This is a genomic window from Streptomyces venezuelae (genome assembly GCF_008642355.1).
Classification (GTDB): domain Bacteria; phylum Actinomycetota; class Actinomycetes; order Streptomycetales; family Streptomycetaceae; genus Streptomyces; species Streptomyces venezuelae_B.
In genome coordinates this window covers 2777871-2803840 of sequence record NZ_CP029193.1, presented here as the reverse complement: position 1 = coordinate 2803840, position 25970 = coordinate 2777871, and the positions used below count along the sequence as shown (strand labels likewise).

The following is a 25970-nucleotide window of genomic DNA, read 5'->3' as shown; positions in this document are numbered from 1 at the left end:
TACGCACCCGTCACCTGCACAGGAAGACCCTCATGCCGAAGTTCACCTACGCGCTCCCGCTGCGCTGGGCCGATGCCGACAGCTACGGCCACGTCAACAACTCCCGCTACTTGACCTACCTCGAAGAAGCACGCACCCGGATGGTCCAGGAGCTGCTGCCGACGGACGAGGCTGAGCGGCGGCGCCACGCCTTCGTCGTTCAGCAGTCCGTCATCGACTACAAGAAGCCGCTGGACTACCGCGATCAGCCGGTTGACGTCGATGTCTGGGTCGTTACCTGCCGAGGCGCGCGGCTCGAGCTCGGATACGCCATCAGGGACGCCGAGCATACGTACGCCGAGGCGACGACCAAGATGGCTGCCTTCAACCTGGAGACGGGGGCACTACGCCGCATGTCAGAAGCCGAGACCGGCTTCTTCGCGCGCCACACTGCGGACTGATCGGCCCGCCTTAGCCGTCTCGGTGGGCAGCCGCACTCAGGCGCTGCGCGCATGCAAGGCAGCAGTCAGTTGTCGGACGCTGGCGGTGCGGGGATGGTGGTCGGCGAGCTCGGTGACGATGGCGCGCATGCTGGGGCGGTCGCGGACCTCAGCCGGTGCTTCCCGGTGAGCGGCGAGCAGGGCGACTGCGGTCTCGTCCGCCTTGCCCCATTGCAGCGCATCACCATCGCGCTGAACACCACCGCGTCAAGGTGCCGCCGCCCAGCGACCCCAGCTCAGGCGAGGGCCGCAGTCCTCGCTGTGCGCCACGCCTGCTGGTACTCCCCGGCCCGAACGGCCTGTCTGGAGGAGTCCGCCGCCACCGTGATCCTCCTGGCGGCGCGGCGGCTGTCCGTCACCTGGTGCCACGGCGTCGCGCCGGATCCCGTTCGGCTGCACGCCTGGGTAGAGACTGAGGACGGCGCCCCCGTCGCCGAACCGCCCTCGACGCTCGCCTACACGCCCGCCCTCACCATCGGAGGCCATCATCAGCACCAGCCCTGAGCCGACCCTGTGGCTCAGCACCGATACGTGCGCCCTCGGCCCCTACCGCGCCGACCTGGTCGAAACGTACTGGCGCTGGGAGCAGGACCCCGCACTCCTCGTCGGCTACGGCCGCCAGAGCCCCGAGTCCCTCGAAGCCCGCACCGAGGGCATGACCCACCAGCTCCGCGGCGAGAACATCCGCTTCACCATCTACGACCTGAGCACCGACACCCCAACGCCCGCCGGCGTCGCCACGCTCCTGCCGGACCACTCCGTACGGACCGCCGAGTACGTGATCATGCTCGCCCGTGAGGCCCGCGGCCACGGACTGGGAACCGCAGCGACCCGGCTCATCCTCGACTACGCCTTCCACATCACCAACCTGCGGATGGTCTGGCTCAAGGCCCTCGCCCCGAACACCGCCGGCATCCGTGCCTACGAGAAGGCCGGCTTTCGCACAGTCGGGACGATGCGCGAGGCCGGTTACTGGCTCGGCCAGATCTGCGACGAGGTCATCATGGACGCCCTCGCCAAGGACTTCACCGGCCCGTCCACAGTCCGGGCGGCACTGGGCGATAGCCGCTGACCGGCGGATGAGGCTAAGGGCGATCGGGGCGAACGTATCGTAGGTGGCGACGAGGGCGGCCCTGCCGGTCTCCGTGTAGCCCTGGGCCCAGGCGTGGCACACCTCCTCGCTGAGCACTTCCACCGTCCACTGAGCCGGGCGCCCGCCTGGGCGGTGCGGGCGGCACTGGCGGTGGCGTCCAGCCGCCAGATGTATGGCGAAGGCATCGCGTCATTTGGGCGGTGGAACATCACGGGGCGAAACTCTCAGCGCGGTGCGGCTGTTGCAAGAGCGCGAGCGCCGCCCCCTGCGCGGCGTGGGTATGACCGGCTGCTAGGAGACTCCGTGGGGCGACAGAAAGCTCGTAAGCACAAGCGTCAACGCCTGCTGGAACCCGGGATGCGCGCCTTGGGCGTGTTCTGGGGAGAGCGGATGGAGCCGAACCCGATCACGGGCACGTTCATGTTGGAGCCCACCGCGCCACCAGAGACTGTGCAGTTCTTTCGGGCAATGGAGGAACTGCTCCCGATCTATGGCGGCAGCATCCCAGAGTCGGCTGCGCTGTTGGACCAGGTTCTGCGGCAGGACGTGATCGGCGTGCTCGACCCCGGCGGGCAGAAGGGAAAGGCTCTGCCGGTAGCTGAGTTCGCGGCCACAGCAGGGGTCGGACCGGACGAACTGCGTGTCCACGCGCACCACCTGCATGCCAGCGGCGCCCTTGCTGTGACCAGGAAGGGCCTTCTCCAGACAATCGCCGGCGCTCGTATGCCCGCCGCGCACGGGTGAGCGGACTGCGCTATGGAGACAAGGCACGTAGTTTTCAACATCGGTGACAAGCCGATCAAGAACATCCGCTTCACCTGGGGCGGCGACTACCCCAAGGACAGACGTCACCTCGAAGGCTGGGGGGCTGCTGTCGAAGTGCCCGCGATCCTCGCGCTCATGGACAAGGTCATTGCCGGCGAGCTCACCGTCGAAAGGGCCCGCAGACTCCTTGCATCCGCGGCGGACAAGGTTGTACTCGCCTGCGACCCCCAGGAAGCCGACCCCGACATGCGTGCGCTGGCTCGCTGCTACGGCGACTGCGACGAGTGCATCGCCCGCAAACCAGATTTCGACCGCCGACTCCACCAGGTGCTCGTGCAGCGCGAGCGATACCGTGATCCGGCTGCCCATCCATGGGCCGCCATCCGCTCCACCCTTCACCGGATCACGTGCCGTCATGTGGAGTCGCTGGGCCAAACATGCGGGCTCTTGTTCACGAACTTGGGTGAGATCGATCCCGAAGAATATGCCCAGCAGCTCAAATGGTCTGTGCACGACGACTCTGCGGGCATTCCTGGTGAGGCGTGCACGGTGCTCGCTCGACACGAAGCCGCCTCCTGGATCGCGGAGCGCACTGGCCCCAAGGGCGGCGAACGCTTCAAGACGTGCGGCATCTGCCACCCGGAGCGGCCCGACCGTGCATGAACACTCCAGGGCCGTCACCCCTGACGGCGTCAGAGGCGATGCAGGGGACGAGATCGTCCTGCCCGGAAAGGTTCGAGGCCCTGCGTTGCAAGTGGTCCCTGTGATGTGCTGGAGCCGTTGTTACCGAAGGGGATGAGGAACGGCTAATGCCCCACGGAGGGACTCCTCCCTCTCCGGTGCTTGGCGCTGCGCGGTTGAGCGAGGCCGCAGCCTACTGCTCGTATCCCCAGGAGTATCCGGTCTGGCGGTACTCCGCTACCGGTAGCGGTTCGACGCCGGCGCGCATGCGGCTGGTGTACAGCAGACCTTCGAGGTGGTCGATTTCGTGCTGGATCAGCCGGGCGAGGCCGCGCTCGTAGACGGTGGTGACGGTGCTGCCGTCCAGAGCAGTGGTCTCGACTGTCACCGCCAGCGGGCGCGGCACTAGACCGCGGACGTCGAAGAAGCTGAGACACCCCTCGTACTGCTCGTCCATGCCCTCGGAGCGTTCGGTTATACGTGGATTGAGAAGCACGATGGCGCGGGAATCCGGTGCGGGCGGCTGGACGACAGCTGCGGCGCGGCCGACGCCGAGCTGGGGGGCAGCGATTCCCATGCCCTTGGCGAAGGGGTGGATCTGCGCGATGCGCTCGATCGCGGCGAAGAGGAGGTCGACGGTGTCCTCGGCCGCGCCTTGCTCGGAGGGCAGGTTGAACCGGCGGGCGGGTTCGTCCAGGATCGGGGCCCCGAGCTGGACCACTCCCAGGCCCCTCATCCGGTCGCTTGGCTGTACCTCGGTCACCCGAACTCCCCATTTCCACCAGTCAGTTCACGGGCGCAGAAGCGCCAGGCGAGACGATAGCGGGCGTGGAGGGGCGGTGTGGTTGTCGACCCGCGGAAGGATTGTGCACGGCCGACCGACTCGGTCCGGGCCTCGAAGAATCGCTGGGTCGTCTGGGGCATCAAGGTCCTCATGACTCGGCGTCCAGGATGCGGGTGGTCCCGGGGTGGCGGCTGGGGATGGGGCTGTTGCGGGAGACGGAGTCCTGGGCGGCGCGGGGTTTGCGGACCAGCAGCAGCCGCGAGCCGGCCGCTTCGATCCGCCGCCTGCGTTCAGCGGCTATGGCTTGCGGCCCCAGGTGCGACATAGCCGGGGCGATCACGCCGTACACGTCCGGCAGAGCGAGCACGTCTAGCAGTCCGGTGAACGCCGCGGAGTCAGGCCCAGAACTCACGTGGCGGTCGGCGAAGACGCCGGACAGTTGCAGTTCGTGGCTGCGGCAGTACTCGGTGAGCGACGCGGCCAGTGCCGCGTGCCGGGCTGCGGAGACCCGCACCAGCCGCAGGAAGCCGTACACAGCCGGGCCGCTGACCGGGTGATGCTCTGTGAGGGGTTCCATTGCTCAGGACCGTCCAAAGGGCTCGACAGGTGGTGACGTCTTGAGCGTGGGCCGCCCGCCAACTCCGGGCCAATCACCGCATGTTCTACTTCCGTTCCACTTCCGTCCCGCCGACTGCACGGACCGTGCTTCGATGGCTGGCGGAAGGGAGTGACGTGTGGCGACCGTGCACCACTGGACCGGCCTGGAGGCCAAGGCCCTGCGGCTCGCACTGCGGCTGAGCGTGCGGGCCTTCGCCCAAGACCTCGGCCTGGCGGTCGCGACGGTCTCCAAGTGGGAGTCCAAACTCGCCGCCACCGAGCCTAGACCCGACACCCAGGCCATCCTCGACACCGCGCTCGGCCGCGCAGATGCTGCCGTCCACCTGCGCTTCGAGACGCTCCTGTCCGAGACGATCAGCGCCGTGCAGAGCGCCGGGCGCCGTGTCACCGCCTCCGGTCCCCGGGCCTGGGAGTACGAGTCCTGGGCCGACGACTTGGACCGTGTGGTCGTCGCCCTGTCCAGGCAGAACTTCACCTTCGCCGACAGCCTCCTGGCGCGCTGGCTCGGCCGGTTCAAGGCCCCCGAACTCGACGACAAGGGCCTGTATCTGTTCGCCCGCTCGACCGCCCTGCTCGGCGACCTTAAGCGTGACCAGGGCGTCGTCCTTGGCCCGCTCTCCGCCCAGCACTCTTATGCTGGCGCCCGCTCCGTCTTCACCCAGCTCGACATCCCCCGCCGCGTCGCCCAGCTCGACCTGTCCCTCGCGGTCGTCACGGAGATGTCCGGGAAGCTGGAGATCGCCGCCCACCACTACGAAACCCTCGCTGTCGACGACCGGCTCTCGCGCCGCGACCGCGCCAGGGCCCGACTGTGGGTGGGGACCGCGCTGAGCAAGGACGGCAACCACGACTATGCGACCCGCGTCATGCAGGCCGCGACCCGCGACTTCGAAGACCTCCAGGAACCCGACGACTGGTCGGTCGCCCACCAGAAACTCGCCCTCGCCGCCCGCGGCGCCGGCGACCTTACCCAGGCCCTGTACTTCATCGACATCGCCCGCAACAGCGGAACCACCGAATCACCGATGCAACGCGTGCGACTGGACACCGCTCATGGCCACATCCTGCTCTCCGACGCAGCGACCCGGGATGATGGACACCTCGTCCTCGACCAGGCCGCCAGGACAGCCGCGCAGTACGGACTCGTGCACCAACTGCGCAGTATCGAGGGCATCAAGGCCATGAGCGAGGGGCCGACCGGCCCCCGGCAACGGTGACCAGGGAGAACAACGCGTGAGCGACAACCAGCAGGCCATCACCGAGGACCAGTGGCGCCAGGCCAAGCTCATCTGGGACTACCACCAGATGAGCCACGAGCTGCGGCCCGTCGACGTAGCGATCGGACTGGGCAGCCACGACCTCGGCGTCGCCACCCACTCCGCCGACCTCTATCAGGCCGGACTCTTCTCGGCCCTGATCTTCACCGGTGGCAACAGCCCCACCACCGCCAAGGTCTTCCCGCGCGGTGAGGCCGTCCACTTCCGCGAGCACGCCATCGACCTCGGCGTCCCCGCCGACGCGATCCTGCTCGAGCCGAACGCGGGGAACACCGGGCAGAACATCACCCTCTCCCGTGAGGTCCTCGCCGACGCAGGGATCCGGCCGAAGACGGTGCTGCTGGTCTCCAAGCCATATATGGAACGGCGGTCGTTCGCGACCGCCCGCAAGCTGTGGCCCGACGTCGAGATCCTCTGCGCGTCGGAGCCGCTGGAGTTCGACGACTACTTGAAGTCCATCGGCGACGAGAAGCTCGTTCTGGACATGCTCGTCGGCGACCTCCAGCGGGTCATCGAGTATCCAAAGCTCGGATTCGCCATCGAGCAGGAGGTCCCGGAGGACGTGCATGCCGCGTACGAATCCCTCATCCGCGACGGCTTCACCAGCCGCCTCATCGCTTCCTGACCTGCCCGAGCCGGGCGGGCTGTGCGCCATTCACCAGCCGAACTTCCTGCCCCGGCTGACCACGCTGGCCAAGCTGTTCGCGGCGGACTACTGGATCGTCCTGGACGACGTGCAGTTCACCCGCCGCGACTACCAGCACCGAGCCCGGCTCGCCGACCTTGACGACCTGGCCCGTCAGCAGTGGCTCACAATCCCCACACGCCTCCCCGGCGGACGGCCCACCCTTATCCGGGACGCCGTGATCGACGACCCCGGACTCGCTCGCCGGCGGACCACCGGGATGCTGCAGCAGCACTATGGCACCAGCCCACACTGGCCTGCTCTCGCGAAGGTCCTGGACCCCATGCTCGACGCCTTTTCCACCGGCCGGACTGCGGCCGTCGCTGAGATATCCACCCGCGTCCTGCTGGACCTGCTCGGCTGGCGTGGCCAGATCCTCACCAGCAGCCAGCTACCCGCCCGGCCGGGCCGGTCAGTCCGGCTCGCAGACCTGGCCGTCGCGACCGGTGCCCGTACCTATCTGTGCGGGACCGGCGGCATGACCTATCTCGACTCCGCCCCGTTCACGGCCCGGAACATCGCCGTGGCCCCGTTTCGGCCGCCGACCACCGGCATCTGGTCCACCGGCCGCCGACTCAGTGCCCTCTGGGCCCTGACCGCACTCGGCCCCCCAGCCCTAGCTGCACGCCTCCATGCCCTCCCCGTCGGTACCGTTCCGATGCCTCGGATGCGGCTTGACGCATAGGCGATGTTGAGCGGTGTGTTGCTATCGGGGTGCCGCACCGATGTCATGTTGCAGGAGACGCCGGGTACGGCTGTCGTGCCAGCGGCGCCTACCGGGCCGGGGCGAAGGCGTTGAAGTGCGTTGGTGGGTGATCGATGGGCAGGTCGGGCCGCCAGGCCGTGAGGATCTGGGCGCTGCACACGAACAGCTCGTCGGGTAGTTCGTCGAGCGGCCACCAGCTCCAGTCGCCGATGCTCTCGCCGGCCTGGTCAGCGGGTTCCCCTTCCCAGGCGGTGACGAGGGCGCCCACGGTGAGGCGTACGACGTCGCCGACGTGATCGACGAGGGTGCCCAGGAGCGTGACGTCCTCGATGCGCGCAGACAGGCCGGTCTCCTCGGCCAGCTCGCGCACCACCGTCTGCTCCAGGGACTCCCCGGCCTCCACGGACCCTCCGGGAAGTTCGCGAGTACCACGGCGATGGCGGCCCAGGAGGAGACCCTGCTGGCCGACGAGGATGGCGCCGACGCCGATTGCTGCGTGCGGGGCAGGGGGCCGGTTGCTGCGCGGGCGGCTGGTGATCAGGGAAGGCCGATCCGGGACGCGGCGGGCGCGGATCAGCTGGTGGCGGACCGGGTTGTCCGTGGAGGGGGCGGTGAGCAGGTCGCTGGCCTCGACCTGGAAGCCGTACTCGGTCAGCAAGTCTTCCCACAAGAGCGGGGCCAGAACGTACATGTCCACCGTGATCGGCGGGTCCTTGCGAAGCAGAAGCTGCTGTTCGCGCGGCACGACGCTCGTGGAGGGGCCGCGTCCGTGCAGGTCCGTATGCAGGCAGGAGAAGATCAGCGGGGCGTGCGGGGCCAGCCCGTCGCGCAGGGCAGGCAGCAGTTCGTGCGGATCGGTGTAGGCGAGGGTGCCGATCGCATACGCGGCGTCGTACGGCTCGACCGCGCGCAGGTGCTCGATGACATCGCCGTGGACCCATTCGATGCCGGGCCGGTTGCCGAAGTGGCGGACCGCGCGTTCATGCTGTGTGGCGGACTGCTCGACGGCGGTGACGTGTGCGCCATGGTCGCGGGCCAGGTGTACTGCGTGGTGTCCGGCGCCGGAGCCGATGTCCAGGACGCGCTTGCCGGTGAGGACGCCGAGGATCTCGGTGCCTGGGCCGACGCCGTCCCACGGGCCCCAGCCGATCGTCTCGGGCACGGGCGGCACGTAGCCGTGCCCGATCTGACGCTGGCCGTAGACCTGCCAGGCCCGGGTGTTGGTGTCCTTGGCGGGCACGGTTGCCTCCTAGTGGGCGGGTGTTTAGGGGTCAGGTGTGCGTGATCAGGTAGGCGGGGCCCTCGCCACGCCGGGCTCGTTCGATGGCGTCGAGGCGGGCGAAGGCGCGCGGTGCCATCAGCTCCTGCCAGGTGGCGAGATCGTGGACGGCCCACATGTCGTGCTCGGCGTGATCGAGGCGGATACGACCGAGCTGGTCGGTGGTGAGTCGGCCCCCGTCGAAGATGAATCCCACCTTGTTCAGCGGCATACGGGGCCCGGTGTGCAGGAAGTGCGTCAGGAGCAGCTTCGACGTATCCAGCCCGAGTTCGAGGCCGGTCTCCTCGACCGCTTCGCGCCGTGCGGTCTGCAGTGGGTCCTCGCCCACAGCGTCCAGGTTGCCGCCCGGGAATTGCCAGAGTCTCGATCCGTACACCGACCGGAGTTGAACCGGCCGGTCGTGCTCGTCGCGGATGTAGAAGCAGCCGTACACCGTGTGGTGCGGGACGGTTTGCGCGTACTCGTCGGCCGTCATCGGCATGGGGCGTCCGGGCCGGGCAGGCCGGTGGTCGAAGGCGAGGGCGAGAACGCCGAGGGCTTCCATGTCCGGCGGGTAGAGGCTGCGGAGGTTGGCGAGCAGCTCTGCGCGCGGGGCATCAGGGTCGATACGTGCGGCGTCCTCCGAGTCGAGCAGGTCCTCGAAGGAGGCGTACGGTGTGATCTGCTGCACGACGACGTCGAGTTCCCGCTCGGTGTCCCGATCGTGGAAGACGAGCGTGTCGCCGCTGACCAGGGCGCGCTTGTTCGGGGTGGCCACCCTCACCTCGATCGTCTTGCGGCCGGCTTCCACTTGGCGGTAGTACCGGCCGAGCAGGTGCATGTGGTGCTCTGGTGGTTCGCCGCCGGTCGCCGGACTTGGGACCGCCGGGATCACGTGCTTGGTGCCGTCAGGCATACGTACCTCCGTTGATGCACATCGTCCGTTGCTGTCCGGGACCGCAACCGGACCGAGGTGGAGTGGCCACGTTCCGGTGCTTCCGGGACGGTGCGGGGATTGAAGAAGTGGACGCGGCTGCCGGCGTGCTAGGGCAGTTCGATCGGTCCGTAGCGCGCGTAGGGCTCGCTCCGCATCAGTGCGTCGTAGCGGTCTGCCGCCGAGAAGTGCCAGAATTCCGTTCCGTAGTTCGTGAATCCGGCGCCTTCCATGGCGTCGAGTAGCAGAGCGCGGTGGTGGCGCGCGGACTTGCTGAGGTTCGGGGCGTGCGTGAAGCAGGCATCGTCGCTTTCCTCGGGGGAGGCGTTGACGCGGGCGCCGAGGTCGAGCTCGTGGCCGTCCTGGTCGACGAGCGTGATGTCCACGGCCGCGCCCGCGGAGTGGGGCGCGATATCCGGCGGCGACACGTACCGGCTCGCGGCCTGGTGCAGCTGCTGAGCCGTCCACTCGGGCTGCGCAACGGCCAACTCCTGCCGGTACTCGGTGAAGTAGCGTCTTTGGAGGGACAGTGGCCGGTAGCCCTCGATGAATAGCAGGTCGATGCCGGCGGGCAGGAGCGAGCGCGCGTGCATCAGCCGGGCCAGGACACCCTCGCGGACGTGGGCGAACGCGCCCAGCGGATCTTCCTTGCGGGGATCGACGCGGAGGCCGTGGTCGCGCACGTCGACGAGCGGTTCCCCGCACTCCCTCACCGGGATCGCGGCGACCTGCGGATCGGACATCAGCACCAGACTGCTCATCGAGTCTCCCTGGAATGGCTTGTACTGCGGCGTCGGGGTAGGAGCGAGGCCGGTTTCGCGCAGGATGCGCGCAATGGTGTCCTGCAATGTGCTGTCGGCTTGGACCACGGTCTCCAGACCGTCAGGCAGTAGATCCAGCTCGCGGTACCAGGAGACGAGGTGGTCGTCGGTGACTTGCTCCAGGTAGGCGGCATCTGCCTTCGAGGCGTGTCGGGCCAACGTCGTCTCCAGCGGTACGTCCAGGTAGTAGCAGCTGGAGATGCCGCGGTGGTCGCGTACCAGAGAGGTGATCATGTGGCCGTAGCGGTCCGCGTAGAGGATTCCTTCGAGCACGACGTGGAAGCCTGCGTCGAGAGCCTCGCGTGCGATCCTGCTGAGTAGGGCGATGTTGGCGCCGCGTGCGGTGTCGTGTTCCCGGAGCACGTTCCGGCGGATCACGTCCTGGCCCACGATCGCGATGCCGCGGCCGTGGTGATCTCGCAGGCCCTGGGCCACGCTTGACTTGCCCGACGCCGAGTTGCCGCGAATCACTACGAGGCGGGTGTCTTCACGTCCGGTCGCAAGTGCAGTGGAGGTGCGGCGGTGTGTACCGCTTGGTGCCCCGGTCATGCGGGCCAGCCCGTCTCGCTGTACAGCTCCCCGTTCTGGATGGCCTCGATGGCCACCCGGGTGTACGGGACGAGGTTGTCGGGGAGTGCGGAGGGGTCCCAGAATTTCCACTGGGTGCATTTGTCCGGCTCGCGTAGCTCAGGCTCGCCGCTCCAGGTTCGCGCGCGGAAGAAGAGGCCCATGCGGGGCGGGTATTTGGGCTTGCCGATGTGGTGGATGACGTGGGCGAGTTCGACGTCCTGGCGCTCGATGTGAAGGCCGGCTTCCTCCTGGGCCTCCCTGAGCAGGCAGGCGATGGCGTTCTCGTTCCCGCAGTGGCCGGCCAGCACATGCCATGTGGATGGCGCGAATGCGGAGTCGGGGTGGCGCAGTCCGAGCAGCACCGTCCCGTCGGGTCGCTCCAGGTAGAGGTGGACACCGATGATGTTGGGGACTGTGCCACGTGGTGAGGCCAGACTTCGTCCCTCGGTTGCGGGCCCGCTCTGCGTCGCCGGAAGGCTGGCGGCATGGCGTCGTACGAGGTCGCTGGTGGTGTCAGCGATGCGCAGGCGGTAAAGGTCCTCGGGGGCGAACCAGGCGAGCATCACCCCTTCGGTGAGGGGGAGTTCGCGTGGCTCACCGTTCCAGCGGCCGGCGTAGATGGCGATGGGTACCGCCGCTCCGGCGTCGTTGGAGGCGTACTCGGTGCCGAACGGGGTCAGGTCTGCGAGAGCGAGCCCGGCCTCCTCGGCCAGTTCGCGCCGCACGGTGTGTTCCAAAGTGGCGTCCTGGCGCTCTCGGCCGCCGCCGAGCAGGGACCACATGCCCGGCTCCCAGATCTGGCCGGGGAAATAGTCGCGTAGGTGGAGCAGGTACTCGCCACGGTCGTTGTAGATCAGGGCGGACGCGTTGGCTGTCTCCGGTTCGGTCTGGAGCGGGAGCTTGACCAGCTTCTCTCGCAGGGAAGGGGAGGCCGCCCGGTCCATGGGCCGCCACTCGATGCCGCCGACCTCCTCTTCCTGCAGGACCACCGGTGTCTCGTTCACTTTGCGCAGGCGGAAGAGGAACCGGAGGTCGTAGTGCTGGTGGCCGGGCTCGCCCTTGGCCGCGTGGGCATCGATGTCGTGGATGTCGATGTCGAACGGCACTGTCTCGTAGCCGGGCCACGGCGTGACGGCCTGGGGCGAGATCCCGGTCTCCTCGTGCAGTTCTCGCAGCGCTGCTCTGGCCAGGGACTCATCCGATGGCTCGGTATGTCCGCCGGGGGCGAGAAACTTCCCGCTGGCTAGGTGCAGCACGTGCAGGACGCGGCCAAGATCGTCGAGGACGATAGCGCCGCAGGTGACGTGTCCCGTGAAGGTGGAACGGCTGGCGATGTCCTCGCCGGTCCGGTCGAGGGCATTCAAGAAGTCGGCGAGCTGCTCGCGCTCGTGCGGGTGGCGAGCGAGGTAGGTCTCGACGGTGGTGCGGACGTGGTCGTGCGACAACGGCATGGGCTACCTCAGAGATGCATGGGAAGGGGGACGAGTCGAGGTGGGGGTCGGGTCAGCTCAGCCGCATCCCCGCCGCCGGGATCTCCTCGATGACTGCAGCGAAAGCGGTGGGCAGCCGCCATTGCTCGCGTGCCACGCCCGCGGCGATTTGGGCCTGTCGCGCGCCGGGCTGGCCCCAGCCCAACAGGGCGGCTGCCTGGGCGGGCGTGGCGAGCAGGCGGGCGAAGGGCCGACCGGTGGCGGGATCGACGGCCGCCGGTCCGATGGCGGTGACCCTGGCGGCCAGGCGGAGCCTCGCGTTGGGCCCTACGCCGCCGTAGACCTCGCCGTTCTCGTCCAGCACCCAGCCCAGCCGTACCGGATCGGCCAGCGTGAGCTGGCCTTCCTCTTTAGCCTCGCGGTGGAGGGTCTCTTCGGGCGTCGTATCGGTGCTCTCCACGGTGCCACCGGGCAGCATCGGCAGCGCGCCCCGCGGGCCGGGGTCGGCCACGACGACGACCCGGCCGTCGGGGACGAAGCACCACGCCCACGTCTGCTGCACGGGCAGTTGGTCGGGGACGGGTCCGCGGTGGAGCGGACTGTCCCACAAGGGCCGGTAGCGGACGTGGACGTCGAGCCGGTCCAGGGCCGGGACGTCGAGGATGTGCTGGCCGTCGGCGAGGTGCGCGGTCGCGGTGTTCCCGAGCCGGGCTCGGTAGGCGGCGAGCATGATCCGCCCGTCCACGGGCCGCAGCCGTTGCACTGCGTCCCGGGTCTCCTGGAAGGCGTACTCGGACAGCTCCTCGTGCGGCAGCCGGATCGTCGCCACCTGGTCGGGGGTGAGGGTTCCTCCGTCGAATACGAACCGGACCTCTCCGGGGCATGGCGTGCCGGGCTGGAGGTCGGGGTGGTGCGCGGAGAAGGAGTGGACGGCGAGCACGGCCGACAGGGGCAGATCCAGGCCCAGTTCCTCTGTGATCTCGCGTCGGCAGGTGACGTGCGGGTGTTCGCCGGCTTCGACGACGCCTCCGGGCAGCAGCCACGAGTCGTCCTTGCGGTAGGTGGGGTGCACCAGCAGGACCCGGCCCACCTCGTCGGTGATGATCGCCGCCGCGCCGAGCCACGCCGCATGCCGGGACGAGGCGTACTGGTCTTCGGGTTCAAAAGCACCCGGGGCGGGGTGATCTGCAGGGCTAACGGGAGAGGCCACAGGGCTCTGCCTTTCAGGTGGTGGGCGGGCGAAGGTACGCCTACCAGCGGGACGATCGTGATGCGCCGGTGTTCATCCGGTGCTGCGGTTCCCCTTGCCGTCGTCGAGCTCGCTCGTCACTCAGTTGCACCTTTCGGAGAGGAGGACGGGAGGGCGCCGAGTGGTGCGGGGCCCTGACGGAGGTCTTCCCCGCTCGACGTGGGCACGGGCATCTCGCGCAGCCCTCGCAGTGGGGAGAGCAGGAGGACGAGGAACGGAACGGTCAGCAGTCCGGTTCCGGCGACCAGCGCGGCGCGCACCCCGACTCCTGTGCCCAGGACTCCCGCGACAAGGGCTCCCAGCGGTCTGCCGGCCGAGGTCAGGCACGTACTCACGGCCTGCATGCGGGCCTGCATGGCGGGCTGTGTGACCATCTGCCGGATCGAACGCTGCGTGGTTCCAGCTGCGCCCGCACAGGCGAGTTGCACGAACAGGGCGCCGGCGATCACGACCTCCCAGGCGAGTCCGGGGGAGGCGACCAGGAGAGGGACCTGCGTCAGGGGCGTGACGGCGAGCGCGGCGAGCATCATCGGGCCCGGCCCATACCTGTCCGCGAGGAGTGGTGCGGCCAGCGCGCCGACGGCAGCGCCCATAGCGCCCCCTCCCAGAACGACGCCGAACGCGGTCGGGCTCATGTGCAAAGACCGCAACAGATACAGCGCCCAGAGCGAGTTCAAGAGCGCCAAGGCGAAGGAAATGGTCGTGTTCACCCAGGTCAGTACGGCCAGGCGGGGATCAGCGCGGACGTAGCGGACCCCCTCCATGATCTCGGTCCGCATCGCACGCCGTGCTCGGGGCGGGGAAGTCGTTCGGGACTGGATCCGCAGGGTGCACCAGGCGCTCACCAGGTAGGACACGACGTCGCCGACGAGGGCCCGCGCCGGTCCCGCTACCGCGGTCAAGAGGGCTCCGAGGTTGCTGCCACCCGTCGCCGCGACAGCGAACAAGGCGCCGATCCTGCTGTTGCCACGTTGGATCAGTGCTCGATCGACCAGAGACGGCAGCAGGCTGATCGCCGCAGCATCCTGCATTACCCCCGCCGCCCCCTGCACGACGGCCACGACCATGAGCTGTTCGATGGTGAGCCGTCCCAGTGCTGCCGCGACGGGCACCGTCGCCAGCGCGGTCGCGCAGATCAGGTCGCTGACGATCATCTGCTGCTTCTTCGAGTGCCGGTCGGCGAGCGCTCCGGCGTGCAGAGCCAGCAGCGCTGGTGGCAGCTGGCCCAGGAAAGCCAGGACGGCGACTTGTGCGGTGGTGGCGTGCAGGTGCACGACGGCGAGCACGGGCAGGGCCATAGAGGTGATCGAGCTGCCTGCCACGCTGGCCGCCTGGCCCGTCAGGTACCGGCGGAAGTCGCGGTGCCGCCAGAGGGACGGGGCGCGCCGGGGGCTGGTCATGCGGGCTCGGAGGTTGAGGGCCGGGCGGGCCGGGGCACGGAGGGGTACTCGTACTGCTCGGCCTGGAGGCGGTACATCCGCGCGTAGCGGCTGGCAGGTTCGGCGGCGAACAGCTCGGCGTGACTGCCCTGCTCGACGAGGCGCCCTTCGTGCATGACGAAGATGTGGTCGACGTGCCGGACCGCCGCCATGCGGTGGGTGACCAGGACGATGATCCGGTCAGGGCCGGCAAGCCCCAGGATCTGCTCAAAGGCACGTTGCTCGGCGTCCGGATCGAGCGCCGAGGTCGGCTCATCCACGATGATCATGCAGGCGTCACGGAAGTGGGCACGCGCCAGCCCGATTTTCTGCCATTGGCCTCCGCTCAGGTCGTGGCCGCCCCGGAACTGCTTGCCCAGGAGCGTGTTCATCTCCCGCGGCAGGGCTGCGATGTCAGTGTCCGCACCCGAGTACAAGGCGGAGGCTGCCAGGCCCTCCGGGGAGGCGGTGCGGTCGTGCTGGCCGATGCGGATGTTGGTCCCTGCGGTGAACGGCCAGCGCTCGAATGTCTGGGTGAGCAGGCTGACGTGGCTGAAGAGCTGGCGCCGGTCGGCAGCCGCGACGTCCACCTCGTCCCAGCGGATCCGGCCGGCGTCGGGCAGGTGGAGGCCGGACAGCAGCCGGACCAGCGTGGACTTACCGCTCCCGTTCGGACCAACCAAGGCGATGACACTGCCCAGCGGGATGGTGAACGTCACTTCCTTGACCGCAGGTTCGGTCCGCCCGGGGTAGCAGAAGGAAACCTTCTCCAGGCTGATGGAGCGCGGGCGTTCCGTCAGCGGAAGGCCGGCATCAGGGATGGCACGCTCCTGCGCCCGCACCAGGAACTCGGACAGATCAGCCACGTACAGGGACTGTTCATGCAGCTGGCTCATGGTGCTGACCAGCGCGCCGATGCCGGCGGAGCCGGAGTTGAGGGCCATGGCGGCGGTGCCGAACGCGGCCACGCTCATGTGCCCGGTCAGGCACAGGCTGATCATCAGCGTGAACGTCAGGAGGTAGCCGACGCCCTGGAGGGCGGAGGCCAGCAGTTCCGTGCGGGCCTTGTCGCGCGCCAGGCGCTCCTGCTCGCTCTCCGCCGTGTGCGACATCGTTTTGAAGTGGCGCAGCAGGTAGGTGCCAACCCCATGGACGCGTACCTCCAGCGCGGCGGTGACGGAGGTGAGGAGGTTCGACAGCACCCGGCTGGCCCGCAGGTGCTCCACCCAGGACATGGTCGAGGCGTAGCGCTGCTGGGCTACCCGCATGACGCCCCAGCCGCGCGGCGCCACGATCAGGACGAGCATCGGCAGCAGAGCCGGGTTGAGCGAGAGCAGCACCCCGCCGGACGCGACCAGGGACAGGACGCTGTTGATGGCGGCCACGCTGGAGCCGATCATGTGGCGTGCCTCGTTCGCCCCGTACTGGGCGCGGTCGATCAGCTCGCGGAACTCGCCGTCCTCGATCGCCTCCATCTCGACGCGTTCGCAGGCGGTCAGGTACTGCTCGGAAGCGGCTCGCTCGACCTTGGGTTCCAGGCTTCCCGCGGCCGAGGTCGACCAGGAAGCGAGCAGGGCGTTGATGCTGTTGATCACCACGAGCAGGACCCCGGCGGGCAGCGCGTGCCGCAGGCCCCGCACATCTGTGCCGGCCGCGAGGACGGCGTGCAGGGCAGCGTTGACGGCCAGCAACTTGAATGCCGTGGCGACGCCCTGGCCCACCTCTGTGACACCGACGGTGATCAGGGAGCGCCGGTCGGTCCGCCAGGCCAGCGCGACCGTCCGCCCCACGAGACGTGGCAGCGACTTCAGTGCACCCCACAATGTGAGGTCGAGTCGTGCGTACTCGTGAGTGCTCCACCCCATGTCGTACCGCAGCGGCCCGCCGAACAGCTCCAGCTCCGCCTCGCTGATCTTCGTGTCCGCCTTGGTGATCCTGCCGAAGAGCTTCTTCACCGAGCGCCTCCTGCAGGCCAGTTGACGGCCCGGTAGGACGGGCCGTGGGTGAGCATGTGGAAGATCGTGGCGGTGTAGGGGTGGCAGTCCGGCGACGGCTTCTCCATGTGCACCCAGAAGAGCCCTTCGTGTGTGTCCGGCTCGGCGTTGTAGGGCTCGCCTGTCCACGACTGGGTCACGAACACGGCGGTGATCCGGTCTGCCTCGCCGTCCGGGGCGTGGTGGTGGATGAGGCCGCAGAACTCCTGCTGGTCTGCGCTGATGAGGACCCCTGCTTCCTCCCGCGCTTCACGCCGCGCCGCGTGATCGAGCGGCTCACCGGTCTCCAGGTGGCCGCCCACGATCGTGAGCTGGCCCGGAGCGAGGGGGGCATCTGCCTTGCGGCGTACGCACAGGGCGGATCCGTTCGACCGAAGCAGGACTTGCGCCACGTCGGCGATCAGCAGGTGAGGCGTGTGCTTCACAGGCCCCCCTCCCGTGCGAGTCGCTCGACGGTGCGCCGGCCTCGCGCGGTCACCAGCGCATCGCCGTGCCGGGGACCGTAGGCGAGGGCACTGGCAGCGTCAGCGGCGGCGAATGCGGCAAGCGCCTCGCTCTCCGCCGCGGAAAGGGGCCTGCCGTACCCCTCGAACAGGGCCGTCCGCAGGTCGGGATGATCCGGCCACAACGAGGTGGCGAGTTTGACGAAGTCGGCGACGCACGGGCCCAGTGCGCTGCGCTCGAAGTCGATCAGTGCGCACCTCTGTCCGTCCCAGAGCAGGTTGCGCTCCCAGAAGTCACCATGCTGCAGCCCAGCCGGTAGCGGCCCGCAGTCGGGCAGCGTGCTCACCAGCTGCCGCAGAACACCGGCCTCCACGGCAGACAGGTGGTCGCCGGCCTCGGCGATGTGCTTGTCCAGGCCGGTGACCGTGCTGTCGACGATCCTGTCCGTCTCCGGTTGGCCGAGGGCGCCGGCCAGCGTGCCGTGGAGGCGGCGCAGGAGCTGGCCGGCCTGCCGGTGGGCCGCGCGGCGGCGCGATGGTGACCGCTCATCCTTCAAGGGCTCGCCATCCACGGCCGTCAGGATCAGGGCGAGTAGTTCAGCGGAACTGTCCTGCAGCACAGGGGCGTTGCCGTGGCCGAGGTGAGGGACGGCCTCCCGATAGGCGCGGGTTTCCCGCGTGTAGAGGATGGGCTTGGGCGCCACTTTCACATAGTGGTCCCCGGCGGCACTGCTCACCCGCCACACCTGTGAGTTGTCACGGTCGTGCGAGGAGTCCCGCACCCCGTCCAGGGGCCCCAGCACACTTTCCACCCAAGCTTGGAGGGGTGAGGGCAGACGAGTCGAGTCCGTCATGCCAGGTACCTCGTATCCGGTCGTGAACCGTCGGCGAGGACTACGGCGTGTTCGGAGCTGACGCGGTGGAGGGTGCCCGAGGAGGCGGTGGGGTTTTCGAACGCAGGATGAACGAGTACGGGATGCATGTGGGCTCCTCGGGGCGAGATGCGGACAGGTGATCGGGTAACGGCGGGTTTGCTGTCGCCGTAATGGGTGTAAGCGGGCGAAATCTAGAACCTGATTTCGAATAATGGGCCCTTCCCTTCTGTGGCTGGGTGCGGTGGTCTGTGATGGTGTGTTCGATCACTCGTGTGGGTTCTGGTACCTCCAGCGGGGGATTGCCGGGGGCCGCGTGGGCGGTCATGGGGTGGCGAGGTCCGGGCGGCGAGTGAGGGCGTCGCGGAGAAAGCTGCGTTTGGAGTAGAAGGTGTGCTCGGCCGCCCAGCCGTGCTGGGCGAGGTACTCGCCGAGCCAGGTGTTGATCCGCTGCATCTCAGTGAGGACCTCGTCCTGGGCGTGGTCGAGGATGCTGCGTGAGCGCAGGTACTCCAGCTCGCACTGGGAGAGCATGACGTCGGGGGCGGCCAGGAGGGCGCACCGGTCGAGGAAGATGCCGTAGATGTGTCCGGTGCGCAGCGACTCGCACTGGATGTCGTAGCGCACGCGCTGGAAGGGCGGCATGGCCCGGACCTGGAGGCCCAGTTCGTCGCGCAAGTACGGCCCGAAGCGATCAGGGGTGAGGTCGAGGCCGGGAGTGAGTTCCTCGCGGCGGGCAAAAGCGTCCTGGGTGAACCATTTGCGTTTGAGCACGTGCTCGGCGGTGACGGTGGGGATGAAGGAGGCGTAGCCGATCTCGGGCTCGGGGCCGGTGACGTCGAACAGGTGGTTCTCGGTGTGGTGGATCTGGAATTCCTCCCGGTATTCCGGGCGGCAGCCTTCCAACTTGCCGTCGCGCAGCGCCTTGAGTAGTTCCATGGACGCGGCCCAGATGTCCGGTGCCGGGTCGAGGGTGTACTTGAACTCCAGCTCGGTGCCGGTGAAGTGCTTGCGGAAGTACCGCAGATGGTTGTTGAGCGCCATGCTCGACTCGGCGTGCGCTGTCAGCACGGGCTCGAACCAGCGCAGGTCTTCGACTGGACCGAGGCCGACGGGCTCTGGGGTGGTGCGGATGAAGCAGGCGTCCTCGGGGTGGAAGCGGACCTGTGCGTAGGCGTGGTAGCCGCCGCCGGGGTGTTCGGCCAGGTAGCACAGCGGCACCAGACTGGGGATAGCTTCGGCGCCGATCAGTCCGTGCAGGGCGGGGCCTGCGATGCCGTCGGGGAACAGTGCGTCGCCATCAATGCCGGCCGCCGCGAGGCGGGTGCCGTTGGAGAGGAGCGCCTGGGCCGGGCAGTGCCCCAGGGTCTGCCAGCGGACGATCACGGTGGTGGCCGGCCTGCACACCTCCTGCGGCGGCACCTTGACGAGTACGACCGGCTCGTCCGGTCGCCGCGGCGCGGTGCGGTTGAGTAGGTGGATGCCGCCGAGGACGACCCACGCTCCCCGAGCCAGTGTCGTTTCATCGTGCACGCTGGTCTCCTTCGTGCGAACCGGGCACCGCGGATGATCGCCCCGCAGCCCGGCGCAGGCACCGGGGCGGGCGGACATCACCGGACGGCTGCCTGCTCGTCATTACGCCGTCCGGCTGGGCCAGCGGCCTAGGGTGGGACGGATGAGTCATGGTGAAGTCAGTCCGGTGATCTTGGACGAGGTGGTTGCGGACGCCCGCCTCGCAGCCTGGGAGTTCGACGGTGCGCGGGCCTGGCTGGAGGAAGCGCGTCGGCACCCCATGGAGCCGCTGGCCGCCGAGGTGTGGGTCACCGACCCAGCTTTCGAGTACGTCCTGCTGGTCAAGCACCGCGTACGCGGGTGGGTGCCGCCGGGCGGAAAGGTCGAGCTGGGCGAGGCGCCGCGTGCGGCAGCGGCACGGGAGCTGCTGGAGGAGACCGGCCTGCACTGCGAGCTGCTGCGTGAGCCCGCAGCCGTGGCGGTGCGCTCTTACCGGGCCGACTGGTCCGCGACGCTGGGCCTGTCCTACGCCGCAGTCGCCGGACGCGACGTACCGCTCGCCGGCGAGCAGAACCAGCCGGTCGCATGGTTCCGCCTGGACACGGGCTGGGACAGCGTCTTCCCCGAGGACCGCGAGCGGATCCATGCGCACGCACGCCGTCTGGAAGCCGCCCGGGTGGTCGGATCCCGCTGAGGTGTGCTCCTGGCCGCCGTTCACAGGACGGCCTCGATCCGGTCCAGGTCGGCCGTGGCCAGGGTGACCAAGTCAAGATCGTGAAGGAAGCGGCACCACACCGGCTCCAGGCCGGGTTCCTGCTCGAACTCCTCACGATTCAGGTGGCCGTTGGCGTATGCGGCGGTCCGCGCGGCGTACTGCCGCAGACGGGTTGGGCGCAGCCACCGCGGGGCGCTGACCTCGCGGGGCGAGGGGCGGAGCGTTCCGGATACCTCGGCCTGGAAGATCCACCAGCGGTGGCCGACCGGTCCGATGGGTGTGCGGCGGCAGTGGTTGGGACGCCATTGGTTCAGCAGCGGGTGCAGGTGGGTGACGGTGAGACCGACCTCTTCGGTGACCTCGGCGCGCGCTGCCTGTTCGGGGCCGCCGTGCTCGTCGACATGGCCGGCGACCGGGGCGATGCCAGCCGGAGGAGTCGCCCGCTCGAACACCAGCAGGCCGCTCGGAGAGGAGATCAGCACCCCGACGCTCGCGTGATCACAGAGTCCGGCACCGGCACCGGCACCGGTAGCCGGGGCAGCGGGAGTCATGTGGTGGCCTGTGGCAGTTGGGCGACGACGACGAGCCAGCTCGTCACGGTCGGGGCATCAGGGGTGGTCATGGCGTAGGCGGCATCGAGGATCTGCATCCGCTGAGCGTGAGTGAAGTTGCCTTCGGGCCGGGCAAAGACGGGAATGGACAGCCATGCCTTCTTTTCGGCCGCGGTGCCGTGCTGAGCGGTGACCTCTGTGTCGACCACGATCATTCCGGCTGCTGCCAGTTGGCCGGTCACGGTTTCCAGCGGCAACTTCGGCGGCCCGCCTGCATCCCGTGAGAGGGGTATGTATCCGTGTGTATCGGCCGCGACTTGGCGGATGAGGGCGTTCAGGGAGGGCCCGGTGCGGGTGGTCAGCTCGTCAGGATGCCGGACGCCGGCGAAGCCGCCGCCGATGTTGAAGACGAAGTATCCGCCCGGGCGCAGGACGTGGGCGACGGCCGAGAACACGGTGGCGGTGTCGGTCTTCCAGATCGCGGAGTTGCACACCACGGCATCGGCGCTGCTGGCCGGCAGGTGATCGGCGAGCCGTTCGGCCGGGGAGGTAATCCAGGTCACGCGGGCATCGGCCAAGGCACGGCGGCCGACGTGCTGCATCGCGGCGGCATTGTCGACGGAGACGACCCGGGCCTGGGCCGGAATCACGCCCAGGATCGCGCGGGCGGTCGCGCCGGCGCCGCCGCACAGGTCGACCACCAGGCTCGCGTCGGTCAGATGACTTCGGCGTGCGAGGTCGCGGCTGGTCGCGTCGTACATGGGGTGCTCGCGGGTGAAGGCGTTGTACGCTTCGGCGTTGCTGTCCTCGTCCCAGCCGAGGACGGCGTCCTGGGGTGCCATATGGCTGTGGCCTCGCTTCTCGGGGCGGCCCGGCAGTGCAGGCCGAGGGGGCAGGGTCAAAAGAGCGCGGACTGTACGGCGCCGGGCGGGGATGAGAACTTGGCGCCGAGGATGATGCGCCGGCCCTTGAGGGCACCGAGGTCCAGCAGATGGGGCAGTTGTTCGCCGTCGCCGTCGAGGGTGGCCAGGACCTGGGAGCCGAGGCAGGAGAGCACCGTCAGACCGTGCTCACCAGAGCGCGGGTCGTGCGGATACAGTGCGCGCCCCGCATCTGGGGTTCGCAGCAGGTCGCCTACTCCGGGCGGTGTCCACGGCTCCGGCGAGGCCGGGACGTCCAGGGCGTTCAGGGCCTCCGTTGCGCGGGCGAGGTGCTGCTGGTGGGCTGCGTGAGCTGGTGCGAGGTCGCGCAGTGCGGCCAGGGCCGCCAGTTTGGCCGAGGCACGCACTGTCTGTGTCAGGCCGAGGCGGCGGGTGAGGGCGTCCTCCAGGAACCGCACCGCGCGGCCGTCGCCGCTCCGGGTGAGGTAGGTGGCGATCAGCGCGCCCTGTTCGTCGAGGCGCGAGCGCTTGCGAGGCTCGGCTGCGGTGCCGATCTTGGTGGTGCCGTCGGCGAATGTGGCCAGGTACAGCCAGTGCGGCTGGGCCATGTACGACGCCAGGGCGTCGGGGACGTGCCCGCCATCGTGGAACCGGTGGGCGAAGCGGAAGTCGTCCCGGCCTGTGCAGGCCGCGCACTGGCCGCCGGCTTCGGCCGGGGCCTGGTCGGGGCAGGCGATGGCCTCGACGCGGACGCGGTCGGCGAACCGGTACCGGCCGGTGCACCACCTGCCGGTACCGCTCACCCGGTATCCCAGGCGCCTGCTCATAACGCGGGCGTGGACAAGCGGCCCGGTGGCCACGGGGGCGAGTAGAAGGCGGGGGTCTCCACTCGCCCAGGTGATGCCGTGGCACACGTATGTCCCGCTGTCGGGCAGGGCCTGGTCCATGGTGCGTTCCTTCTCGATCGAAGAGCGAGGGGTCAGACGGTCAAACGCAGACGGTCGGCAAGGGCGGCGGAGGCGGCCTTAAAGACCTGGCCCCGGCCCGACTGGGCGACGTCGAGCCTCGCCCAGCCACCCGCGTCGGCCTGTTCGCGCATCTGCCGCAGGACGGCGTCCTGGTAGCGGATGAAGTCCTCGTCACTGCCGCCGGCGTGGCCGGCCTCCAGGGAAGTGAACGAGCCCTTGCGCACGAGAGCCTCGCGAGCGCCGATATTCAGGAAAAACACCAGGTCCGGCGGTGTTAGATGCGCGAAGACCTGCTCGCACAGACCGGAGGGCACGGCAGGGTTGACCGCATACCGGGCGAGGATCTTGTGGTGCCCGTTGTCGAGGACCACATGGGTGCCTGCGGCGAGGGCCGGGCGGATGACGAGCCGGTCCTGCAGGGTGTACCAGGAAGCCAGGGCGAGCAGCCAGTAGTGATCTCCGCACGCCTGGGCGACACGGGCGTCACGCCGATAGACCAGCTCGTTGAGGTGGTCGAGGTAGGCGGACAGGTCCGGGTCCTGGGGGACGTCGGTGTTGTGCTTGCCGATGAGGAGCGCCGCGTGGCCGGCGTCGTTGAGGGCCTGGTGCAGGCGGGCAGCGAGGGTCGACTTGCCGGCCCCGTCACCGCCGACGAAGGTGATCAGCTTCCCGGCTGCGGTGGTGGTCGGCGCGTTCGCCGTCATCGGGACTCTCCAGGGGTGTGGGCGGGACCGGTGGTCAGGCGGCCGGTGATGAGGGTGCGGATGCGGTCCACCAGGACGGCGCGCCGGCGCAGGACGTCGCTGTGCCGCTCATTGGACAGGTCGGCGGGATAGTGGGAGGCGAGGTTGTTGGATATGACGTGGAGGTAGCCGAAACCGATCGCTGCCTGGCGTGCTGCTGCCCCCATGGGGCCGATCTCCGGGTCGACGAAGGCGTACGAGGCGGTGTGCTGAAGAAGCCAGTCGCGGTTCTCCAGCAGGATCGACGGGGAGGAGACGTGCAGACCGCCGAGCACTCCTTCGTGGTTGACGGCGTAGTCGCCGAAGAAGTCGTCCCAGGTCACCATCGCCCCACGGACCAGGCTGGTGTTGCCGGTCGCCAGCCAGGAGTTCGGCTCGACGCCGGGGGTCAGGGAGCCGACCTTGCCGACGTAGACGACGTCGCCTGCGCCGAGTTCGGCAAGGCGCGCGACGACCCGCCCAGCCACGTCTCCCCAGATGCTGTGCAGGAACCCGAGGTAGACCACGCGACGGCCGGCGACCACGGCTCTCTGCCAGGCGTAGCCAGGCCCGCGGGTCCACACGCCGTTCCCGGGAGCGAGGTACTGAAGGCCCCAGCCGATGATCACCAGGTCGCCGTCCAGGTCCAGGTCCAGCGCGTTGAACGCCGCGCGGCACTGCTCCTGCTCGGGCGGCTGGTAGGTGACAGTTCCGACCGGTCGGCCGGTCATGGCCAGGTACGTGGCGATGATCAGGGCGTAGTGCTGGACGTAGTCGGCGCCGGGGAACGCCTTGACGATGAGGTCACGGCCGTGAACCTCTGCGGTGGGCCGCTCGATGTTGAACAGCTTCCCAGTCTTCTCGTACCGCGATACCACCGCAGTGCGGTCGTAGCCGCCGATGACGCGGATGCTGTCCCACTCCTGGTCCTGGATGAGGTGGTGGACCTTGATCTCCAGGTAGCGCAGCAGCCGCGCGTGACTCATAGTGTGCCCGGCCGGCTCTATCGCGGCAGCGCGCAGGAGGCCGGGCGCGGGGTCGGCCAGTAAGGGGGTCATCGGCACTCCTCGGCGATCTTCACTGTGCTGCCGGCCGCCGCGCGGACAACGCAGATGTTCTCCCGGACGAGGCCGAACCGGTCCTCGGGAATCGGGCCGAGGTTCTCGATCCGCGGCGTGGAGGGCTTCTCGTACGGGCCTTCGGGCAGCAGGGCGATGCCCATCGCGCCGAGGATGACCGGCGCCGCGCCGTCCACGGAGGAGATCCACTCGTGCTCGCGCTGTTCGATCAGCTCCAGGTGCCCGGTCCGGCCCAGACCGAGCAGCCGGTAGACGAGCAGATCGTCGACCAAGCCGTGCTCTTGCAGGTAGGCGGTAGCCAGCCAGCGGGTGCGGCACAACTGCTGGTGTGGATCAGGTCGGCGCGACGCAGGCAGCGCGATGGCCCCGGCCCAGTCGCTGGTCACATAGGCGTCGTAGGTGCGCAGCCACTCGTCATCGTCCGCGGCGTGCAGCACCGCGCACAGACGGAACGCCTCGCCGGACAGTGCCCGGATCTCGCACGCGGCCTTCTCGCTCGCCTTCAGGGTCGCGGCCCCATCCCGCATGACGTCCGGCAGGATGATCTCCCTCGCGGACACCGCAAGCGCAGCTTCGACGAGGCGCTCCGCCGGCAGGGCGTAGCCGAGGTCGAAGAGCCCGTTGTCGACGATGATCTCGGCGCCGCGCTCGGCCTCACGGGCGAAGAAATCCCGGTACGTCTCGTCGGAGAGCACGTGTTGGGCGGCCACGTGGTGCACGCGGGCCGGCTCCTGGGCGACGAAGTGCTTCAGGTAGGCGGGCGGAGCGATGACGGAGAAGTCGATGCCCGTGGCGGTCACGACGCCCTCCACAGGCCGGTGGTGAGCGTGAGGAACTGCTGGGAGAGAACCGGGTCGGTCTCGAATCGGCCTCCCGCGAGCATCGTGGTGGTGCGGGCTTCCTCCATGCGTACGCCCCGCATGCTCATGCACAGGTGAACGCCGCGCACGGCGACGGCGACGTTCTCGTGTCCGATCACGTGTTTGAGGTAGTCAGTGACCTGATGGGTGAAGCGTTCCTGGACCTGCAGTCGGCCGGCGAAGTGATGGGCGACCCGCCCGAACTTCGACAGGCCCACCACCTCGCCGTGCGGCACGTATCCGGCTGTGACCTGAAGGTTCATTGGCAGCAAGTGGTGCTCGCAGAGCGACCACACGCTCATGCCGCCCACGATGACCAGCTGGCCACCCAGTTGGGACTCGGTGAAGCAGGTGGTCGTCGCGGCGCCGTGTGGGGACAGGAAGGTGTTCCACCACTCCGCAACACGGTCCGGTGTGTCGGCCAGCCCCTCGCGGGCGGGGTTTTCGCCCAACTCGACCAGGAGTTGATGGACCAGGTTGGCGACCCGGCCCATGTCGATGATCGCGGCGGGCCCGGGGCTGGTGGCGGGCGGTGCCGCTTCCGGGCTGGCGGTGGAGATCGTCATGGACGTCTCTCGCTTCCTGGGGTTATGGGAACGGATGGG

The 25970-nt window shown here is 68.9% G+C and carries 28 protein-coding genes and 1 pseudogene; 9 read left to right on the top strand and 20 right to left on the bottom strand.

All coding sequences use genetic code 11. From position 1 onward, the window contains the following. Positions 1-32 precede the first annotated feature (32 nt). From DEJ47_RS12905 to DEJ47_RS12895, 3 genes are read left to right on the top strand one after another with little or no spacing between them, the layout of a single operon-like run. Positions 33-440, top strand: a complete 408-nt coding sequence (locus DEJ47_RS12905) for an acyl-CoA thioesterase (RefSeq protein ID WP_150167930.1) — start codon at positions 33-35, stop codon at positions 438-440. A 51-nt stretch (positions 441-491) separates the two neighbouring features. Next, positions 492-983: a lasso peptide biosynthesis B2 protein gene (locus DEJ47_RS12900; protein ID WP_150167928.1), complete on the top strand. Its 492-nt coding sequence runs from the start codon at positions 492-494 to the stop codon at positions 981-983. Then, positions 892-1551 (top strand): GNAT family protein, encoded by a 660-nt coding sequence (locus DEJ47_RS12895; protein WP_317850855.1) that lies wholly within the window; start codon positions 892-894, stop codon positions 1549-1551. Before DEJ47_RS12900 ends, DEJ47_RS12895 begins: the two co-directional genes overlap by 92 nt. 51 nt (positions 1552-1602) lie before the next feature. Here the strand turns inward: DEJ47_RS12895 and DEJ47_RS37365 are convergent. Continuing rightward, positions 1603-1653: pseudogene (locus DEJ47_RS37365) on the bottom strand (hypothetical protein); the annotation flags it as partial. A gap of 222 nt (positions 1654-1875) precedes the next feature. On the opposite strand from DEJ47_RS37365, the gene DEJ47_RS12885 reads away from it, so the two are divergent. Both DEJ47_RS12885 and DEJ47_RS12880 read left to right on the top strand, forming a co-directional pair. After that, the gene (locus DEJ47_RS12885) at positions 1876-2316 is read left to right on the top strand and encodes a hypothetical protein (protein ID WP_150167924.1); all 441 of its coding nucleotides are present in this window, start codon (positions 1876-1878) and stop codon (positions 2314-2316) included. Positions 2317-2328: 12 nt separating this feature from the next. After that, positions 2329-3000, top strand: coding sequence for a hypothetical protein (locus DEJ47_RS12880; RefSeq protein ID WP_150167922.1), 672 nt, complete (start codon positions 2329-2331; stop codon positions 2998-3000). 211 nt (positions 3001-3211) lie between these two features. Here DEJ47_RS12880 and DEJ47_RS12875 read toward each other — a convergent pair whose 3' ends face one another. Then, positions 3212-3739 carry a peptide deformylase gene (locus tag DEJ47_RS12875; RefSeq protein ID WP_223828333.1) on the bottom strand — a complete coding sequence of 176 codons (528 nt, stop codon included), beginning with the start codon at positions 3737-3739 and terminating at the stop codon, positions 3212-3214. A gap of 211 nt (positions 3740-3950) precedes the next feature. Beyond that, on the bottom strand, positions 3951-4379 hold the full coding sequence (locus DEJ47_RS12870) for a hypothetical protein (RefSeq protein ID WP_150167918.1): 429 nt from the start codon (positions 4377-4379) through the stop codon (positions 3951-3953). A gap of 157 nt (positions 4380-4536) precedes the next feature. On the opposite strand from DEJ47_RS12870, the gene DEJ47_RS12865 reads away from it, so the two are divergent. The 3 genes from DEJ47_RS12865 to DEJ47_RS12855 are packed head-to-tail and all read left to right on the top strand — an operon-like array spanning position 4537 to position 7067. Beyond that, complete coding sequence (locus DEJ47_RS12865) at positions 4537-5637, top strand: helix-turn-helix domain-containing protein (RefSeq protein WP_150167916.1); 1101 nt, start codon at positions 4537-4539, stop codon at positions 5635-5637. Between the two features lie 16 nt (positions 5638-5653). Beyond that, positions 5654-6322, top strand: a complete 669-nt coding sequence (locus DEJ47_RS12860) for a YdcF family protein (RefSeq protein ID WP_150167914.1) — start codon at positions 5654-5656, stop codon at positions 6320-6322. After that, the gene (locus DEJ47_RS12855) at positions 6264-7067 is read left to right on the top strand and encodes a WbqC family protein (protein ID WP_190415384.1); all 804 of its coding nucleotides are present in this window, start codon (positions 6264-6266) and stop codon (positions 7065-7067) included. Before DEJ47_RS12860 ends, DEJ47_RS12855 begins: the two co-directional genes overlap by 59 nt. 88 nt (positions 7068-7155) lie before the next feature. On the opposite strand, the gene DEJ47_RS12850 is transcribed toward DEJ47_RS12855, so the two are convergent. From DEJ47_RS12850 to DEJ47_RS12805, 10 genes are all read right to left on the bottom strand, one after another. Continuing rightward, positions 7156-8328, bottom strand: coding sequence for a bifunctional class I SAM-dependent methyltransferase/NUDIX hydrolase (locus DEJ47_RS12850; protein WP_150167912.1), 1173 nt, complete (start codon positions 8326-8328; stop codon positions 7156-7158). A gap of 31 nt (positions 8329-8359) precedes the next feature. Then, positions 8360-9262, bottom strand: a complete 903-nt coding sequence (locus DEJ47_RS12845) for an NUDIX domain-containing protein (RefSeq protein WP_150167910.1) — start codon at positions 9260-9262, stop codon at positions 8360-8362. A 128-nt stretch (positions 9263-9390) separates the two neighbouring features. Next, positions 9391-10650, bottom strand: a complete 1260-nt coding sequence (locus DEJ47_RS12840; RefSeq protein WP_150167908.1) for a M15 family metallopeptidase — start codon at positions 10648-10650, stop codon at positions 9391-9393. Continuing rightward, complete coding sequence (locus DEJ47_RS12835; RefSeq protein ID WP_150167906.1) at positions 10647-12122, bottom strand: NUDIX domain-containing protein; 1476 nt, start codon at positions 12120-12122, stop codon at positions 10647-10649. The genes DEJ47_RS12840 and DEJ47_RS12835 overlap by 4 nt, the downstream gene beginning before the upstream one ends. A gap of 52 nt (positions 12123-12174) precedes the next feature. Beyond that, positions 12175-13311, bottom strand: a complete 1137-nt coding sequence (locus DEJ47_RS12830; RefSeq protein ID WP_150167904.1) for an NUDIX hydrolase — start codon at positions 13309-13311, stop codon at positions 12175-12177. Positions 13312-13427: 116 nt separating this feature from the next. Further along, complete coding sequence (locus DEJ47_RS12825) at positions 13428-14750, bottom strand: MFS transporter (protein WP_150167902.1); 1323 nt, start codon at positions 14748-14750, stop codon at positions 13428-13430. Continuing rightward, on the bottom strand, positions 14747-16723 hold the full coding sequence (locus DEJ47_RS12820; protein WP_223828332.1) for an ABC transporter ATP-binding protein: 1977 nt from the start codon (positions 16721-16723) through the stop codon (positions 14747-14749). Before DEJ47_RS12820 ends, DEJ47_RS12825 begins: the two co-directional genes overlap by 4 nt. Further along, positions 16720-17187 carry an NUDIX domain-containing protein gene (locus tag DEJ47_RS12815; protein ID WP_150167900.1) on the bottom strand — a complete coding sequence of 156 codons (468 nt, stop codon included), beginning with the start codon at positions 17185-17187 and terminating at the stop codon, positions 16720-16722. Before DEJ47_RS12815 ends, DEJ47_RS12820 begins: the two co-directional genes overlap by 4 nt. After that, the gene (locus tag DEJ47_RS12810; RefSeq protein WP_150167898.1) at positions 17184-18059 is read right to left on the bottom strand and encodes an aminoglycoside phosphotransferase family protein; all 876 of its coding nucleotides are present in this window, start codon (positions 18057-18059) and stop codon (positions 17184-17186) included. Before DEJ47_RS12810 ends, DEJ47_RS12815 begins: the two co-directional genes overlap by 4 nt. Positions 18060-18401: 342 nt before the next feature. Further along, positions 18402-19610 carry a hypothetical protein gene (locus DEJ47_RS12805; RefSeq protein WP_150167897.1) on the bottom strand — a complete coding sequence of 403 codons (1209 nt, stop codon included), beginning with the start codon at positions 19608-19610 and terminating at the stop codon, positions 18402-18404. A gap of 142 nt (positions 19611-19752) precedes the next feature. Here DEJ47_RS12805 and DEJ47_RS12800 point away from each other — a divergent pair, with 142 nt between their 5' ends. Continuing rightward, positions 19753-20283 carry an NUDIX domain-containing protein gene (locus DEJ47_RS12800; RefSeq protein WP_190415380.1) on the top strand — a complete coding sequence of 177 codons (531 nt, stop codon included), beginning with the start codon at positions 19753-19755 and terminating at the stop codon, positions 20281-20283. 20 nt (positions 20284-20303) lie between these two features. Here the strand turns inward: DEJ47_RS12800 and DEJ47_RS12795 are convergent, their stop codons facing one another. From DEJ47_RS12795 to folE, 7 genes are all read right to left on the bottom strand, one after another. Then, positions 20304-20855: an NUDIX hydrolase gene (locus DEJ47_RS12795; RefSeq protein ID WP_150167895.1), complete on the bottom strand. Its 552-nt coding sequence runs from the start codon at positions 20853-20855 to the stop codon at positions 20304-20306. Further along, positions 20852-21697 carry a class I SAM-dependent methyltransferase gene (locus DEJ47_RS12790; protein ID WP_150167893.1) on the bottom strand — a complete coding sequence of 282 codons (846 nt, stop codon included), beginning with the start codon at positions 21695-21697 and terminating at the stop codon, positions 20852-20854. Before DEJ47_RS12790 ends, DEJ47_RS12795 begins: the two co-directional genes overlap by 4 nt. A gap of 56 nt (positions 21698-21753) precedes the next feature. Next, the gene (locus DEJ47_RS12785; RefSeq protein WP_223828331.1) at positions 21754-22563 is read right to left on the bottom strand and encodes a DUF2797 domain-containing protein; all 810 of its coding nucleotides are present in this window, start codon (positions 22561-22563) and stop codon (positions 21754-21756) included. 152 nt (positions 22564-22715) lie between these two features. Beyond that, on the bottom strand, positions 22716-23408 hold the full coding sequence (locus DEJ47_RS12780; RefSeq protein ID WP_150167889.1) for a dTMP kinase: 693 nt from the start codon (positions 23406-23408) through the stop codon (positions 22716-22718). Then, on the bottom strand, positions 23405-24484 hold the full coding sequence (locus DEJ47_RS12775) for a hypothetical protein (RefSeq protein ID WP_150167887.1): 1080 nt from the start codon (positions 24482-24484) through the stop codon (positions 23405-23407). The genes DEJ47_RS12780 and DEJ47_RS12775 overlap by 4 nt, the downstream gene beginning before the upstream one ends. Beyond that, entirely contained in the window at positions 24481-25305 is an 825-nt protein-coding gene (locus tag DEJ47_RS12770; protein ID WP_223828330.1) for a hypothetical protein, read from the bottom strand. Before DEJ47_RS12770 ends, DEJ47_RS12775 begins: the two co-directional genes overlap by 4 nt. Further along, entirely contained in the window at positions 25302-25931 is a 630-nt protein-coding gene (gene folE / locus DEJ47_RS12765) for a GTP cyclohydrolase I (RefSeq protein WP_150167884.1), read from the bottom strand. The genes DEJ47_RS12770 and folE overlap by 4 nt, the downstream gene beginning before the upstream one ends. Between the last annotated feature and the right edge of the window lie 39 nt (positions 25932-25970).

What these genes read in the sequence shown, in the direction of transcription:
- DEJ47_RS12905 (WP_150167930.1), top strand. Translation starts at nt 33, where the DNA reads ATGCCGAAGTTCACCTACGCGCTCCCGCTGCGCTGGGCCGATGCCGAC.
- DEJ47_RS12835 (WP_150167906.1), bottom strand. Translation starts at nt 12,122, where the DNA reads ATGCCGTTGTCGCACGACCACGTCCGCACCACCGTCGAGACCTACCTC.
- DEJ47_RS12790 (WP_150167893.1), bottom strand. Translation starts at nt 21,697, where the DNA reads ATGGCACCCCAGGACGCCGTCCTCGGCTGGGACGAGGACAGCAACGCC.
- DEJ47_RS12775 (WP_150167887.1), bottom strand. Translation starts at nt 24,484, where the DNA reads ATGACCCCCTTACTGGCCGACCCCGCGCCCGGCCTCCTGCGCGCTGCC.
- DEJ47_RS12855 (WP_190415384.1), top strand. Translation starts at nt 6,264, where the DNA reads ATGCCGCGTACGAATCCCTCATCCGCGACGGCTTCACCAGCCGCCTCA.
- DEJ47_RS12870 (WP_150167918.1), bottom strand. Translation starts at nt 4,379, where the DNA reads ATGGAACCCCTCACAGAGCATCACCCGGTCAGCGGCCCGGCTGTGTAC.
- DEJ47_RS12880 (WP_150167922.1), top strand. Translation starts at nt 2,329, where the DNA reads ATGGAGACAAGGCACGTAGTTTTCAACATCGGTGACAAGCCGATCAAG.
- DEJ47_RS12845 (WP_150167910.1), bottom strand. Translation starts at nt 9,262, where the DNA reads ATGCCTGACGGCACCAAGCACGTGATCCCGGCGGTCCCAAGTCCGGCG.
- DEJ47_RS12780 (WP_150167889.1), bottom strand. Translation starts at nt 23,408, where the DNA reads ATGACGGCGAACGCGCCGACCACCACCGCAGCCGGGAAGCTGATCACC.
- DEJ47_RS12810 (WP_150167898.1), bottom strand. Translation starts at nt 18,059, where the DNA reads ATGACGGACTCGACTCGTCTGCCCTCACCCCTCCAAGCTTGGGTGGAA.
- DEJ47_RS12900 (WP_150167928.1), top strand. Translation starts at nt 492, where the DNA reads ATGCAAGGCAGCAGTCAGTTGTCGGACGCTGGCGGTGCGGGGATGGTG.
- DEJ47_RS12825 (WP_150167902.1), bottom strand. Translation starts at nt 14,750, where the DNA reads ATGACCAGCCCCCGGCGCGCCCCGTCCCTCTGGCGGCACCGCGACTTC.
- DEJ47_RS12785 (WP_223828331.1), bottom strand. Translation starts at nt 22,563, where the DNA reads ATGAGCAGGCGCCTGGGATACCGGGTGAGCGGTACCGGCAGGTGGTGC.
- DEJ47_RS12840 (WP_150167908.1), bottom strand. Translation starts at nt 10,650, where the DNA reads ATGACCGGGGCACCAAGCGGTACACACCGCCGCACCTCCACTGCACTT.
- DEJ47_RS12795 (WP_150167895.1), bottom strand. Translation starts at nt 20,855, where the DNA reads ATGACTCCCGCTGCCCCGGCTACCGGTGCCGGTGCCGGTGCCGGACTC.
- DEJ47_RS12800 (WP_190415380.1), top strand. Translation starts at nt 19,753, where the DNA reads ATGAGTCATGGTGAAGTCAGTCCGGTGATCTTGGACGAGGTGGTTGCG.
- folE (WP_150167884.1), bottom strand. Translation starts at nt 25,931, where the DNA reads ATGACGATCTCCACCGCCAGCCCGGAAGCGGCACCGCCCGCCACCAGC.